At 29.6% G+C, this 15,330-nt stretch carries 13 protein-coding genes and 1 riboswitch; of the genes, 11 read left to right on the top strand and 2 right to left on the bottom strand.

Annotated elements, in window-relative coordinates:
- Positions 1-23 precede the first annotated feature (23 nt).
- On the top strand, positions 24-434 hold the full coding sequence (locus KQI41_RS11715) for a Gfo/Idh/MocA family protein (RefSeq protein ID WP_216585349.1): 411 nt from the start codon (positions 24-26) through the stop codon (positions 432-434).
- Here KQI41_RS11715 and istB read toward each other — a convergent pair.
- Together istB and istA are read right to left on the bottom strand one after the other, a co-directional pair.
- Positions 420-1,181, bottom strand: coding sequence for an IS21-like element helper ATPase IstB (gene istB, locus KQI41_RS11710; RefSeq protein WP_154440362.1), 762 nt, complete (start codon positions 1,179-1,181; stop codon positions 420-422). The genes KQI41_RS11715 and istB overlap by 15 nt on opposite strands.
- Positions 1,178-2,758 (bottom strand): IS21 family transposase, encoded by a 1,581-nt coding sequence (istA, locus tag KQI41_RS11705; protein ID WP_154440364.1) that lies wholly within the window; start codon positions 2,756-2,758, stop codon positions 1,178-1,180. Before istA ends, istB begins: the two co-directional genes overlap by 4 nt.
- A 141-nt stretch (positions 2,759-2,899) precedes the next feature.
- On the opposite strand from istA, the gene KQI41_RS11700 reads away from it, so the two are divergent.
- The 10 genes from KQI41_RS11700 to KQI41_RS11655 all read left to right on the top strand — a co-directional run bounded on the left by KQI41_RS11700 (position 2,900) and on the right by KQI41_RS11655 (position 15,204).
- Positions 2,900-3,784 carry a Gfo/Idh/MocA family oxidoreductase gene (locus KQI41_RS11700; protein ID WP_216585348.1) on the top strand — a complete coding sequence of 295 codons (885 nt, stop codon included), beginning with the start codon at positions 2,900-2,902 and terminating at the stop codon, positions 3,782-3,784.
- Between the two features lie 14 nt (positions 3,785-3,798).
- Complete coding sequence (locus KQI41_RS11695; RefSeq protein WP_216585347.1) at positions 3,799-4,779, top strand: ROK family protein; 981 nt, start codon at positions 3,799-3,801, stop codon at positions 4,777-4,779.
- A 28-nt stretch (positions 4,780-4,807) separates the two neighbouring features.
- A complete protein-coding gene (locus KQI41_RS11690) occupies positions 4,808-5,905 on the top strand; it encodes an ABC transporter ATP-binding protein (RefSeq protein ID WP_216585346.1) in 1,098 nt (365 codons plus the stop codon).
- Positions 5,906-5,930: 25 nt separating this feature from the next.
- Positions 5,931-6,785 (top strand): class II fructose-1,6-bisphosphate aldolase, encoded by an 855-nt coding sequence (gene fba, locus KQI41_RS11685; RefSeq protein ID WP_216585345.1) that lies wholly within the window; start codon positions 5,931-5,933, stop codon positions 6,783-6,785.
- Between the two features lie 21 nt (positions 6,786-6,806).
- A complete protein-coding gene (pfkB, locus tag KQI41_RS11680; RefSeq protein ID WP_216585344.1) occupies positions 6,807-7,739 on the top strand; it encodes a 1-phosphofructokinase in 933 nt (310 codons plus the stop codon).
- 149 nt (positions 7,740-7,888) lie between these two features.
- A complete protein-coding gene (gene nagA / locus KQI41_RS11675) occupies positions 7,889-9,031 on the top strand; it encodes an N-acetylglucosamine-6-phosphate deacetylase (protein WP_216585343.1) in 1,143 nt (380 codons plus the stop codon).
- A 101-nt stretch (positions 9,032-9,132) separates the two neighbouring features.
- A complete protein-coding gene (locus KQI41_RS11670) occupies positions 9,133-10,986 on the top strand; it encodes an Eco57I restriction-modification methylase domain-containing protein (RefSeq protein WP_216585342.1) in 1,854 nt (617 codons plus the stop codon).
- 137 nt (positions 10,987-11,123) lie between these two features.
- A riboswitch (glycine riboswitch) is annotated at positions 11,124-11,224 on the bottom strand.
- A gap of 367 nt (positions 11,225-11,591) precedes the next feature.
- The gene (locus tag KQI41_RS11665) at positions 11,592-12,455 is read left to right on the top strand and encodes a cation diffusion facilitator family transporter (protein WP_216585341.1); all 864 of its coding nucleotides are present in this window, start codon (positions 11,592-11,594) and stop codon (positions 12,453-12,455) included.
- Positions 12,456-12,558: 103 nt separating this feature from the next.
- Positions 12,559-13,566, top strand: coding sequence for a C40 family peptidase (locus tag KQI41_RS11660; protein ID WP_216585340.1), 1,008 nt, complete (start codon positions 12,559-12,561; stop codon positions 13,564-13,566).
- Positions 13,567-13,722: 156 nt separating this feature from the next.
- A complete protein-coding gene (locus KQI41_RS11655; RefSeq protein ID WP_216585339.1) occupies positions 13,723-15,204 on the top strand; it encodes a Na+/H+ antiporter NhaC family protein in 1,482 nt (493 codons plus the stop codon).
- Positions 15,205-15,330: the final 126 nt, after the last annotated feature.

Raw genomic sequence — 15,330 nt, 5'->3', positions numbered from 1 at the left:
ATATGTTAGGAGGAAGAAAAAATATGTCAAAGATAAGAGTAGCTTTAATAGGTGCAGGTCAACGTGGAAAGGATATATATGGAAATTACGCTCTTTTACATCCAGAAAATATAGAGTTTGTAGCAGTTGCAGAACCCAATAAATTAAAAAGAGAAGAATTTTGTAAAAAACATAATATAAGTGATGAATGGGCTTTTGAATCATATGAGGAACTTTTTAGTAAGGACAAATTTTGTGATGCAGTAATAATTGCTACACCAGACAATACTCATTTTGTACCAGCAAAATTAGCCTTAGAAAAACAATATCATATATTACTTGAGAAACCAATGTCAAATAGACCAGAAGAAGTTGCTGTATTTGTCAACCGAAATTTCCCCCATATTTTACTCCAAAATTCCTCTAGTTGGATAAAAAAATTATTGCTCTTCTAACCAAAGCTGTGTTTCTTTAAATCTATAAGAATTTCCATTCATATTAACTATATATGATTTATGTGTAAGCCTATCTATCATAGCAGCTGTCATTACTGGGTCTTTAAATATTTCATCCCATCTTTCAAATGATAAATTAGTTGTAATTATTGTTGACTTCCTTCCTGCTCTTAATGAGAGATAAGTAAATAATAATTCTGAAGCCTCTTTATCAAAGGAGATATATCCTAATTCATCTGCTATTATTAAATCATACTTTTCAAAACGTTTTTCAAAGGCCCTAAGTGTTTTCTCTGATCTGCTTTCTTTTAATTCATTTACAAGTAAAGGGATTGTTGTAAATAATACCTTGTAACCCTTTGTACAGGCTTTAATACCTATTCCTATAGCCATATGTGTTTTTCCTGTTCCAGGATTACCAGCTAATATTATATTTTGCCCTGTTTTTATAAAGTCTAAGGATGAAAATACCTTTACTTTATCCCTTGCGTCTTGTGGTAAGTCCTCTAGACTTAAATCTTCTAGATATTTTTTATATGGAAATCTTGCTTGTCTAATTCTACTTTTTATCCCATTAGTTTTTCTTAAGTCGTACTCATTTTCAAGTATTGATAAAAGAAAATCTTCATATGTTAAATTTCTTATATTTGCTTCATTAATTTCTTCTTCTACACTTCTATTTATATATGGAAGCTTTAGCTCCTTTGCTAGATTTTTAATATTTTCTTTAGCCATATTCTTTTTCATATTATCAAAGCTCCTTTATCAAATTCTATACTTGAATTGTTTAATAGTTTTCCATAATCACTTAGAATTAGCTTTGATTGCTTTTCTATTTCTGTATTTTTATATTTATTTTCCTCCATGGCTTCATTTTTTCTATAACATAAAAGTTTTATTTTTTCTGTATCTATATTTAAAGGACTTATTTTTTCTAATTCTTTTATAATCTTTTCTATTTTCTCTAAATCTTCTTTTGAAATTAATTCAATTAGGTCTATGAAATCTCTTGGATTTTGTGTATAATATTTATTATAGATGTTTTGAAGCTTGGAATTCATTTGACGCATGGCTGTGCTGTTATGAATTGCCCCAGGCTTCTTTTTTAATGTATTTAAATAATGTTTTATTTCTATATCCCATGTACTTAATCCAAAACTTCTTTTATGTTCTGCTACCTTATTATTTTCATGGTAGATTATTATCTTGTTTGGATATACCTTTGTCATTACAAACTTTCCCACTAGATAGTCTGGTACTGAGTATTTATTTTCATCTATTGTTATTACTGAGTATTTATTTACTCTTAATTCTATTAATCTTGAAATATCATAAGTAGGCATAAGTTTTATTAAGTAGGGGACTTCCTCTATTAATATATCTTTTGCTGTTTTGTTTTCATTATATTTTTGTTCTTTTGAATTTAATTTAATTAATTCTTCTTCCAGATATTTATTGGCCTCCTCTAATGTTTCAAATTTATCTTTTTTACTAAATGCTTTTCTTCTTACATACTCTACTGATCTTTCAACATGTCCCTTTTCATTTCCACGTCTAGCATTACAAAATCTATAGTTAAAGCCATAGTACATAGATAATTTTAAAAGTTCTTCTGTTGGTTCTTTTTCAGTTTTTGTTACAAATCTTTTAACTGCCACTTTCATATTGTCATAAACTATTTCCTTGTGAACACCTCCTATATGGTTAAAAAACCTAACATGAGAGTCTAGAAAACTTTCCATTTTTTGATTTTGATAAAGGTATGCAAACCTGTAATTACCTTTAGCTGTTACCATTACAGCCATTTGTATGTTTTTATCTTCACCATCTATTTCTAATTTAACATGACCCCAGTCAAATTCAACCACATGACCTAATTCATATTCTTGTCTGATGTATGCTTCCTTTTTTTCATTTAACTTATTTCTGATATAGTTACAAACCGTTGAATAACTAATATTATGTCCTTCATCAATTAAACAACTATGTATATCTATATTTTTCTTTTGTTGTTTACCCTTACCCGTACTTCTTTTTTCCCGGTTTTCCTCTAGATAGAAATCTATCTTATCCATTATTACTTCAGTTAACTTTATCTTAGTTCTGTTGCTTGAATCATATTTTGGTGACTCTACTATTTCCTCAGTTAGCATTAATTTATCACCTTCCCCACTCAATAATTTAGATCTACTTTCTTCATATTCCCTAATATATTTTCTAATTGTCTTTCTATCAAATCCTGTATTTCTATGAATTTCCCATTGAGAATTTCCTTTTAAAAATCCGTCTATTATTATTCCTTGTTTATCCATTAAACTTATCATCCCCTAACCCCCTATGAATTGTCATAGGGATATTATATATTTCCTCTAGAGGAATTTTCAATTATTATTTGGGGTACTTTTAGGATATCATAAACAGTTGCAGAACTTGGAAAACTTGCTAAACAAAATAGTAAAGTATTTATGATATGCCATGTTTTAAGATATACTCCTTTTTATTCTAAACTTAAGGAACTGATTAATAGTGGAGTAATTGGTAAAGTTATATCTATTCAACATAATGAAAATATAGGGTATTATCATTTTGCACACAGTTTTGTTAGAGGAAACTGGAGAAATAGTGATGAATCAAGTCCTTTAATATTACAAAAGAGCTGTCATGATATGGATATACTTTTATGGCTAGTTAATAGTGATTGTACAGATATAGCATCCTTTGGAGAATTAAGTCATTTTACACTGGAAAATAGACCAGAAGGTGCATCTGATCGTTGCGTAACTTGTAAGGTTGAGAATGAATGTCCTTATTCAGCGTTAAAACTATATTATGATAACATTGGTAGATGGCCGACTTCTGTAATAACAGAAATTCAAACTAAGGAAAATGTTGATAAGGCTTTAGAGGAAGGACCTTATGGCAGATGTGTTTTTGGAGGCTGTGATAACAATGTAGTTGATCATCAAGGAACTGTATTAAATTTTGAAAACGGAGTAACTGTTGTATTCAATCTTTCTGCATTTACAAATAAAGTTCATAGAAATATTAAGATAATGGGTACTATGGGAGAAATCATAGGCGATGATGTTAAAAATGAAATTGAAGTACAATTATTTACTTCAAATGAAAAGAAAGTCATAACACCAAAAGTAGTATCAGGTGGTCATGGTGGTGGAGATACTGGTATTATGGAAGACTTTATATCACTGGTAAAATCTGATGCAAATTCAGAAACAGGTTTAACTTCTGCCAGCATTTCAGTACAAAGTCATATGATGGCCTTTGCAGCAGAAGAAGCTAGAAAAACTAAGAAAGTAATAAATACAAAAGATTATACTAATGGATTTTAATTGGGGGTTTGGACTTGTTATATTTAGGAGTTGATGGGGGAGGAACTAAAACTGCATTTGTCTTAATAAATGGTAAAGGCAAGATATTAGCCTATAATATAAAGCCAACTTGCCACTATAAACAATCATCACTTAAAAACTTTGAAAATGTAATAAGACAAGGGATAAAAGATATTTGTAATGAAGCTAAAATATCTATAGAGGAAATTAATTATGTGTTTTTAGGAATTCCTGGTTTTGGAGAGACTAAAAAAGACATTCCTCTAATATCAAATATTTTAAAAGAGATATTAAATGATGTTCCATTTACTTGTGACAATGATGCAGTTGCTGCTTGGGCAGGATCATTGGCTTGCAAGGCTGGAATAAATATGGTCGCAGGTACAGGTACTATTGCATTTGGAATGAATAAAGAAGGACATTTTACTAGAGCAGGTGGATGGGGACATTTCTGTGGTGATGAGGGATCGGCTTATTGGATAGGAAAAAAAGCCATAGAAATATTTAGCAAGGAATCTGATGGGAGAATTAGTAAGACTCTCCTTTACAATATATTAAGAGAAGAATTAGATATAGAAAATGATTTTGACCTAATAGATATTGTCATTACTAAGCTATCTATGAAAAGAGATGAAATTGCAAAACTTTCAAAGATAATATATAAAGCTGCCTTAGAAAATGATACTGAAGCTATTAAGGTTTTTGAAGAAGCAGCTTTTGAACACTACCTTACTATAAAATCTGTAATCAATCAGTTAAATCTACAGGATGAGGAAATACTTATTTCCTATTCAGGTGGTGTATTTAATGCAGATAGTTTTGTATTAGAACCTTTAAAAAAATATTTAGAGGAACATGGAAAGGTTAAATTAATGAAACCTATTTTACAGCCAATAACTGGTGCAGCATTATATGCAAAGATAATAGATTCAAATAAGTATGAAGAATCTGTAGTACTTACCTTAAAAGAAGAAGAAATAAAATGGAAGATTTAACCTAAGATATTGAGAAGGGTGGATAAGAATGGCAGGATTAGTTTTTAAAAATGTATATAAGATATATCCAGGAGATGTAGAAGCTGTTAAGGAATTTAACTTAGAAGTTAAAGATAAGGAATTTGTAGTATTCGTAGGACCTTCAGGATGTGGTAAATCTACAACTTTAAGAATGCTTGCAGGACTTGAGGAAATTTCAAAGGGAGAAATATATATTGGAGATACTTTAGTTAATGATGTTCCCCCGAAAGATAGAGATATTGCTATGGTATTTCAAAACTATGCCCTTTATCCTCATATGACAGTTTATGATAATATGGCCTTCGCCCTTAAATTAAAAAAATATCCTAAAGATGAAATCAATACTAGAATTACAGAGGCAGCGAAGATACTAGGAATTGAAGAATATTTAGATAGAAAGCCTAAGGCACTTTCTGGAGGACAAAAACAAAGGGTAGCTCTTGGAAGAGCAATTGTAAGAGATCCACAAGTATTTCTTATGGACGAGCCTTTATCTAATTTAGATGCAAAGCTTAGAGTCCAAACTAGGGCAGAAATAATAAAGCTCCACGAAAGATTAGAGACTACTTTTATATATGTAACTCATGACCAGATAGAAGCCATGACCATGGGAGATAGAATTGTAATAATGAAAGATGGTGTAATACAACAGGTAGATATACCACAAAACGTATATCAAAATCCAGCAAATGTTTTTGTAGCTGGGTTTATAGGAAGTCCTCAAATGAATTTTATGGAAGGAGTATTAATCTCTGAAGGGGATAACTATAGTATTAAAATAGATGATATTAGACTTAATATTTCCAAAGAAGTAGGTAAAGGATTAGCTGATAAAGGATATTTAAATAAGGCTATAATCATAGGTATAAGACCTGAACATATTTATAACGAAACAAGAAAAACTCAAATAGAATTAAATGGTTTTGTAGAATTAATTGAAATGTTAGGCTCTGAGAAATATGTATATATTAAATTAGGAAAATATCAATTGATTTCAATAATAGATTCAGATATAAATATAGAAAATCATAAAGATATAAAAATATACTTTGACGAAATAAAGCTACACTTTTTTGATAAAGATACGGAATTAGCAATAAAATAAATTAATAACTGGGAGATGTAAATCCATGGATATTGTATCAAATAGAGAAATGTTAATAGAAGCGAGAAAAAACAAATATGCTGTTCCTGCTTTTAATATTCACAATCTAGAAACTATGAAAGGAGTAATAGAAGCAGCTTATGAACTTAAGTCTCCTCTGATAATTGCTACAACTCCAGGAACTGTAAAATATGCTGGATTAGAATTTTTAGTTGCCATGGCTAGAGCGGCAGCGAAAAAATATGATATTCCCATAGCACTACATTTAGATCACTGTACAGATGTAGAATTATTAAAACAATGTATTCAAGCAGGATATAAATCAGTAATGATAGATGCTTCTCTAAAGTCCTATGAAGAAAATATAAGTATTACAAGGGAAGTAGTTAAGTATTCCCATAGATATGAAGTTAGTGTAGAGGCAGAATTAGGACTAGTAGGTGGACAAGAAGATGATAGAGATATAGATGAAAAGGATACTACTCTTACAGATCCACATATCGCCTTAGATTTTATACAAAGGACAAATGTAGATTCCTTAGCTGTTGCCATAGGAACTGCTCATGGAGTCTATAAATCTGAACCTAAATTAGATTTTGAAAGATTAAGTAAAATTAATAGTATGGTAAGCATACCTCTTGTACTACATGGTGCATCTGGTGTACCTCACGAAAGTGTAATAAAGGCAGTAGAAAATGGAATTAGTAAAGTAAATATAGCGACAGAACTAAAAATACCATTTGCTGAAGCCATTAAGGAATATTTTAAAGAAAATCCATCTGCAAATGATCCAAGATATTATTTAACTCCGGCTAAGGATATGGTAAAGAAAATAGCCATGGAAAAAATAAAAGTCTGTGGAAGTGCAAATAGATATTAAAACTTATAAGGAGGAATATAGTTGATTTTAACTATTACTTTAAATCCTTCTATTGATAGAAGATATGATGTAAAAGATTTTGAAAAAGGAAAGATATTTAGAACTAATGAATATCAATATACAGCTGGTGGAAAAGGTATCAATGTGACTAAGGTAATAAATACCTTTGGAGATCCAGTTTTAGCTACAGGATTTTTAGGTGGCAGAAATGGAACATATATAATAGATAAACTGGCTAAAATGAATATAGAAAATGATTTTATATTTATTAATGGAGAGACTAGGTCTTGTATTAATATAGCATCAAGTGATGGAAGTAATACAGAAATACTTGAATCTGGTCCCACTATAGATGAAGAAGAATTAAATAAGTTCTACCAGCTATATGATAGTCTATTGGATAAATGTAATATAATATGTGCATCTGGAAGTTTGCCTGATGGATTACCAGTAGATATATATAATGAACTAATAAAAAGAGCCAATAAAAAAGAGAAAAAGTTTATTTTAGATACCAGTGGTAAGCCTTTAACAAAAGGTATAATCGAAAGACCATATTTGATAAAACCTAATAAAGAAGAGCTAAGTAAACTCATAGGCAGAAATATAAACTCTGAAGAAGATATTATTAGAGGTGTAAAGGGTTTTATTGAAAATGGCATAGAAGTAATATGTATATCATTAGGAGATAAGGGAGCATTGGTATTTAATAATGAATATATGTATAGAGTAGATATTCCCAAGGTGGCGGTTATGAATACTGTAGGCTCTGGAGATTCTATGGTTGCAGGATTTGCAGTATCCTTATTAAGAGGATATGATTTCGAAAGTATGTTAAGATTATCTTCTGCTTGTGGAACTGCAAATGCCATGGAGTTGGAAACTGGTAAAGTAGACTTAGATAATGTGGATAAGTTAATCAATATGATAAAAATTGAAAAAATAAAAATATAATTATACAAAATACAAGTTAAAATGCTTATGGCTAAATTGGTTATAGGCATTTTTTATCTAAATTTACATAGATATATGATTAAGTTTAGATAAAAGAGGTAAAGAGTTATATTAGAGGTAATTATTTAGGATTATATGGAGGCGAGTTTATGTTAATAAAAAACGTAGATATTATTACTCCTTATGAAGTTTTAAAGGGATATGGAGTTTTAGTAGAAAATGGACAAATAGTAGATATAGATTTGGAAGAAAAGTTTAGGATGGGAGAATATGAAACAATTGATGGAGATGGAAATTATCTTAGTCCAGGATTTATAGATATTCATAACCATGGAAACAAAGGCTTTGATATAATGGATAGTAGTGAGGAAGCCTTAGATGAAATTGGGAAATATCATATTTCTAATGGCGTAACATCTTATTTAGGTACTGTAATTACTTCCTCCTATGATAATATAATGAATGCAATAGAAAATATAAATAATTATAAAAATAAACATAATATATCCCGGATTATAGGTGTGCACTTAGAAGGGCCATTTTTTGATTTAGGAAAAAAAGGTGCTCAACCAGAGGAACATATTAAAACTCCAGATTTAGATAAGATAAAATCCATAGTAGATATGGCAAAGGATAAAATGAAAATGGTATCTATAGCTCCAGAGTTGGAAGGTGCATTAGATATAATAAAATATTTAAAAGCAAGAAATATAACAATAGCCATGGCTCATACAAATGCAACCTTTGAAGAGACTAAAAAGGGCATAGCCTGTGGAGTAACTGTGGCTACTCATTTATACAATGGCATGAGAACTTTTAATCATAGGGAGCCTGGAGTCATAGGAGCTTCCCTTGAAGATGATAGAGTATATTGTGAGATAATCTATGACAGAATCCATTTACACGATGGAGCTGTAAATATTGCTTTAAAAATGAAAGGGTATGATAAAATAGTATTGGTTTCAGATGCCATGAGGGCAGCTGGACTTGAAGATGGAGAATACGAACTAGGCGGGCAAAAGGTTAATGTTTCAAAAGGAGCAGCAAGGCTAGAATCAGGAAGCTTAGCAGGATCTACTCTTAATATGCAAAAGGCTGTATACAATATGGTAAATTTTTTAAACATTCCTATTTATGAAGTAGTAAAAATGGCTAGTTTAAACGCTGCAAAAACTGTAAAATTAGATGATAAATTAGGAAGTATAGAAATAGGTAAAAAAGCAGATTTAATTATTTTTGGCAGAGATATAAATATTAAAAATGTTATATTAGATGGAAAACTAGTCATATAATAAAAGCATCCATATGGATGCTTTTATTATATGAAACTTATCTAAATATATGGTAATATGGTATTAATGAAAATATATTTGATTAGATCTCGAGGTGGAATATGGAAGATAACATATTAGGTGAAATTTATCAACAAAATACAGATAACGAAATTAGAAAATCAATAGGGCAATATTATACACCTAATTTTATTATTAAATATATATTGGAAAATACAATTGGTAAAGTAAATGTGATAGACAACCCATATACTAGAATAATTGATATTTCTTGTGGTGCAGGATATTTTTTGACTGCATCCTATGATATTTTAAAAGAGAAATTTTTATTAAATCTAGAGAAAATAAGGCATAAGTATGGAAATCATAACTATATCATAGAGAAAGATGAGAAAAGGATAAAAATAAGAGGAATAGACTATTGGAAGAAAGAAAACATCCACTATCATATACTAAAACACTGTATCTATGGCGCTGATAAAGATAAGGTAGCTGTTTATTTAACTAAATTGGCTTTGCTATCTAAAGAAAAGGTAAATTATAAAATAGATTTAAATATTGTAGAATGTGATAGCTTAGTAAGGTGGGAAAACAATGTTATGGATTCAGAGGATTATAACAAACTAAAGGAATTCTGGAGTAAAAAATATGATATTTCCATAGGTAATCCACCATATATTGGACATAAGCAGTTAAGTGTAGGATATAAAAAATGGTTATTAGAAGAATATAAGGATGTATTTAAAGATAAATCAGATATTTCCTTTTGTTTTTTTCAGAGAATACTAGAAATTTTAAGTTCCACAGGAATATCTGGAATAATAACTTCTAGATATTTTATGGAAAGTCCTACAGGGAGAGAGCTAAGATTATATTTAAGGGAAAATGCAAATATTGTTGAAATAGTAGATTTCTATGGAGCTGAAATTTTTAAAGATATTAAAGTTGCAACTGCCATATATTTATTTGAAAAATATAAATCCATAGGTAATAACATAACAGTACATAAATTAATTGATGATAAATATAAATTTAGTGATTTAAAGAATTTGAGATTAGAAATAGATTCAAATTTATTTAATAGCTTTCAAGTAGAACAGGATAATTTGGAATTAAATAGATGGATGTTGGTATCTAGAGAAAGCTTAAATATATATAAAAAAATAGAAAGAAAGACTAGATATAGATTGGGAGATATAGCAACTTCTTTTCAAGGGATCATAACTGGATGTGATAAAGCATTTGTGTTAAATAGGGAAGAGGTACTATTAAATAATATAGAAAAAGACTTACTTAAAAAATGGATAAAAAATAGTAATATAGAGAGATATAATATTTTAGATAATGACCTGTTTTTAATTTACTCTGATTTAATAAAGAAAGAAAAGACTTATCCTAATAGTATAGAATTTATTAAAGTCCATAAAGAAAGATTGAAAAATAGAAGGGAATATAAAACCGGAAACAGAAAATGGTATGAATTACAATGGGGTAGAGATAGTAATTTATTTGAACAGCCTAAGATAATATTTCCATATAAATCTAGAAACAATAGATTTGCTATAGACTATAATAATCTATATTATAGTGCAGATATATACTCTTTAATTATTAAAGATGAATATAAAAATAAAATAACTCTTGAGTATTTAGTTGGATTACTTAATTCTAATATATATGAATTTTATTTTAAATTATTTGCAAAAAAAATGGGAAAAGGAATTTATGATTATTATCCTAACTCCATAATGGATTTAAAAATAATTACCGAGGAAATAATAGAAGATATAAGTATAAAGGTCAAAGAAATAATGAAACTAAAAAGCAAAGATAATATGGAAACTCAAGAGAAGATATGGGATTTAGAAAAAGATATAGACAAAATTATAGGAAAATACTTTGAATTTAATGAAGAAGACCATAGAATAATAAATAACACACAAATGAAGCCATGATATTATCATGGCTTCATTTGTGTGTGCGTGTCATAAAATTAATATATACTTAACAACTCCTCAATAAGGAGAAAATAAGCTATTTACAAAAAAGATAAAAAGACAGAGAGATAAAATGACATATATAAAACATATCACATTATCTCCCTGTCCTTGTATCTGAAAGTTTCCTCATAATATACATATATGAATTGCTTCTTCGATGCTTGATTTAACAAGTCTCTCCAGGGAACGCGTCTGACTATTGTTAAGAACCTGAGAGTTTCAGAATAAGTTTAGTGATATAATTATTCTTTGCTCCTACGGTTATCTAATTAGATATTTCCAATAATCTTCATTCGCTTATTAAGTTTTCTTACAATTATTATATTAGCATATAATTTTAATAATTGCAAGTAAAAAATAAATTATTTTAAATTATACAGTTTAGAAATAAAATCCTGGTTCATGAATAAAATAAGTAATAGTAAGAGTTATATGTTCTATTTGAATTTATTATCAGTTGATAATAAGTTCTATCTTCGAAAACCTATTGAAATACCTAAGGAATATGTGTACAATGGTATTATCATTATCAATAATAAAATATGAAAGGTATGAAGCATATGGAAAATTATAAACTAGGTGTCAAAACTTCTTGGATAACAATTATAGTTAATATTATTTTGGCAGTTTTTAAAATTATAGCAGGGATAGCAGGAGTTAGTAGTGCTATGATTGCAGATGGAGTACATACTTTATCTGATATTTTGACTACTTTTGTAGTTTTGTTAGGGTTAAAAATATCTTCTAAGGAAGCTGATAAAGGTCATCCCTACGGACATGAGAAATATGAATCTGTATTTGCAAAACTTTTAAGTATATTACTATTATTAACAGGTGTATTTATAGGCTATGAATCTATTAAAATTTTAATTAGTGGTGAAATTAGGACTCCAAAGATAATTGCACTTATAGTTGCTTTTTTATCTATTATAGTTAAAGAAGGTATGTATTGGTATACTATTAAAGTAGCTAAGAAAATAAAAAGTATATCTATGGAGGCTGATGCTTGGCATCATAGATCAGATGCTTTTTCTTCCGTTGGTACATTTGCAGGTGTACTTGGAGCTAGATTAGGTTTTCCAGCTTTAGACCCTATTGCAGGAATAATAGTATCTTGCTTTGTAATAAAAGTAGGAATTGATTTATATATAAAATCTATTAAAGAGTTAGTAGACGAATCTGCCAGTGAGGAAATCATAGAAACTATTAAGAAAAAGACCGAATCCACAGAGGGTGTTAGAGGAGTGAAAGAATTAAAAACTAGAATGTTTGGAAATAAAATTTATGTTGATATAGAAATTTTTGTGGACTCTAATATTACTGTTGAAAAAGGCCATGAAATTTCTGAAAAAGTTCATGACAAATTAGAAAAAGATATTGCTGATATTAAACATTGTATGGTTCATATTGAGCCGTTTAAATAAATTAAGAAAAATTGTAATAATTTTGTAATAATTGAGTTGCATCATCTAATATAATATAATATAATAATCTTATATTTGAAATCTAATATAGGGAGTGTTCATATTGAATAATAGAAAACACAAGCTACCAGTAACAATTGCAGGGATATGTCTCATTGGTTTAATTGGATTTAAAGATACTGGGATATTTGTTAAGGAATATATTAGTATAGATGACGCTACTCAAGTTGCATTTAATGAAGAAAAAGTAACTATTATTGGAGAAAAAGAAGATGAAATATATGAAATAGCAAGGAATGAAACAATAAGAACTAATAAAACTTCACAGAAGTATAGAGTGAAAGTTGATACATACATTCTGGACAAGCCAGAAGCAAAGCCTATTAGAGTTTTGAGAGAAGAAGAGATTCTGCAAATTCTTAAATTTGAGGATGACTACTATGGATTATTTAATACAGAGGATGGCATTGATGGTTATGTAAAATTATCAGATTTAGAGGCAATTGTAGAGGAAAATACTTCTTACGGAGTTTCAAAAGTAGATAAGGTACTAACAGATAATGATTTATTTTATACTTTGATAAAAGGCGAAACAGTTGCTATAAAAGATTTTAAAGATAATATTTATACTATTGTAGATGAAGAAGGAAATGAGTTTAAGGCTAAAGAGAGCTATATTGACTTGAGAAGACAAAAAGAAAGAGCAACAAGAGGAAATATATCCAGAAGAGGATCTTCTGTCACTAAAATAGTTCAAGCTGCTTATGCAGAATTAGGAAAACCTTATGTAGCAGGAGACACTGGGAAAAGAGGATATGACTGTTCTGGGCTTACATATTCTATTTATTTAAATACATTAGGAATAAAACTTAATAGATCTTCTAGTTCTCAAGTATCTGATGGGGTGGAAATAAAGCGAGAAGAGCTTGTACCAGGTGATTTAGTATTCTTTAGAACATCTGGAAAAGGAATAGGTCATGTAGGAGTATATATTGGGGATAACAATATGATACACGCATCTTCTGGCAGAAGAGAAGTTATGGTATCATCTTTAGATGAAGCTTATTATAAGCAAAGGTATGTAACGGCTAGAAGAATTATAAATAATTAATTGAAAAAAATACATTGAAAATTGTAGTGATTTTTGATGTATTTTTTTATTAACTGAACTTATGAAGGGAATTGTTAGAATATTCTTGTTTACAGTAGGTTGATATGTTATACTCTAGTTAAATTTTAATAAAATATTTTAAAAGGGGATGGAAAAATGATTGCATTGCTAAAGTTTTCGCCAATATTTTTACTAGCTGGACTTATGATGGTGAGCAATATTGAGGTGTTAGATTTTTTAGGGATTAGTTTAGACATTTTGGTTATAGCACCTATTGCAACTGTTTATGCAGCGATAATTGCTGCCGTAACAGAAAAATACAAACTAAATGAAATCGTAGATGCAGCAGTGGATAATGTTAAGGAAATGCAGTTGGTCTTTTTTATTCTTATGCTTGCCTATGCCATGGCAGAAGCATTTATGTCAACTGGAGTTGGAGCAGCAATTATTAATATGGCATTAGGATTAGGAATTACAGGAAAGACTGTTGCAGTAATAGCATTTATTGTTTCAGCAATACTATCAATTGCAACTGGAACATCATGGGGAACTTTTGCAGCTTGCGCACCTATTTTCTTATGGCTAAGCCATATAGTACAGGGAGATGTGATTATCACTGTTGGAGCAATAGCAGGTGGAGCTTGTTTTGGAGATAATATAGGACTTATATCAGATACTACTGTAGTTAGTTCAGGAATTCAAGAAGTAGAAGTTATCCATAGAATTAGGCATCAAGGTGTCTGGTCTGGTCTATGTTTAATTGTAGCAGCAATTTTATTTGTTGTGGCAAGTTTAGGATTACCAGGTGAAGTTGGTAGTGCAGTCGATGCAATAAATCAAATTCCAGAAAGTGTATGGACTGCATTATCTGAAGAAAACCCAGCGGCAGTAGATTTGCTTAATCAAGTAAAAGAAGGAGTACCATTTTATATGGTTGTACCTCTAGTACTTGTTTTAATAGCTGCCATAAAGGGGATTCCTACTTTGGCTTGCTTAGGACTGGGACTGATTTCTTCCTATATATTTGGTATGGCTGCAGGTACAGTTGAAAATACTACCCAATTCTTAGGAATGTTGGAATCAGGATTTGCAGAAGCGGGTTCATGGGTAATAGTTATGATGATGTGGGTAGGAGCTTTTGGTGGAATAATGAACAAGATGAATGCATTTAAACCTATATCAGATTTAGTTTCAAGGCTAGTAAGGAATGTAAGACAATTAATGTTTGCAAATGGCATTTTATCCATATTAGGTAATGCAGCTTTAGCAGATGAAATGGCTCAAATAGTAACTATTGGACCTATTATAAAAGAATTGACTGATGAAAATGTGGAAGCAAGCGAAGAGGATATGTATAAACTTCGCCTAAGAAATGCTACTTTCTCTGATGCCTTAGGGGTATTTGGTTCACAGCTTATTCCATGGCACGTATATATTGCATTTTTTACAGGAATTGCTTCAGCCATATATCCGATTCATGAATTTATGGAGTTTGACTTAATTAAATATAACTTTATGGCATTTGTAGCCGTAGGTTCAATATTATTATTAACTTTAACTGGCTGGGATAGATTTATACCATTGTTTGGTATTCCAGCCGAACCAGATGTAAAGTTAAAAAGAAATATAAAAAAATGAAGATAAATTAATGAAAAGCATTTAAAACTTAAGTCATTTTTGAAGGTATTCTTGAATTTAAAACCTGATATGTTATAATTTGAATTATTACTACAATTTTTATAGATAATAGATGAAAGAGGTGTT

It is taken from the genome of Tissierella pigra (assembly GCF_018917845.1).
GTDB lineage: Bacteria > Bacillota > Clostridia > Tissierellales > Tissierellaceae > Tissierella > Tissierella pigra.
The sequence above is the reverse complement of the archived record's forward strand: the minus strand, read 5'-3'. Positions and strand labels throughout refer to the sequence as shown.

Excerpts from the sequence above, each read along its gene's own strand:
- KQI41_RS11715 (WP_216585349.1), top strand. The coding sequence starts at position 24 with ATGTCAAAGATAAGAGTAGCTTTAATAGGTGCAGGTCAACGTGGAAAG.
- istB (WP_154440362.1), bottom strand. The coding sequence starts at position 1,181 with ATGAAAAAGAATATGGCTAAAGAAAATATTAAAAATCTAGCAAAGGAG.
- istA (WP_154440364.1), bottom strand. The coding sequence starts at position 2,758 with ATGATAAGTTTAATGGATAAACAAGGAATAATAATAGACGGATTTTTA.
- KQI41_RS11700 (WP_216585348.1), top strand. The coding sequence starts at position 2,900 with ATGATATGCCATGTTTTAAGATATACTCCTTTTTATTCTAAACTTAAG.
- KQI41_RS11690 (WP_216585346.1), top strand. The coding sequence starts at position 4,808 with ATGGCAGGATTAGTTTTTAAAAATGTATATAAGATATATCCAGGAGAT.
- fba (WP_216585345.1), top strand. The coding sequence starts at position 5,931 with ATGGATATTGTATCAAATAGAGAAATGTTAATAGAAGCGAGAAAAAAC.
- nagA (WP_216585343.1), top strand. The coding sequence starts at position 7,889 with ATGTTAATAAAAAACGTAGATATTATTACTCCTTATGAAGTTTTAAAG.
- KQI41_RS11670 (WP_216585342.1), top strand. The coding sequence starts at position 9,133 with ATGGAAGATAACATATTAGGTGAAATTTATCAACAAAATACAGATAAC.
- KQI41_RS11665 (WP_216585341.1), top strand. The coding sequence starts at position 11,592 with ATGGAAAATTATAAACTAGGTGTCAAAACTTCTTGGATAACAATTATA.
- KQI41_RS11655 (WP_216585339.1), top strand. The coding sequence starts at position 13,723 with ATGATTGCATTGCTAAAGTTTTCGCCAATATTTTTACTAGCTGGACTT.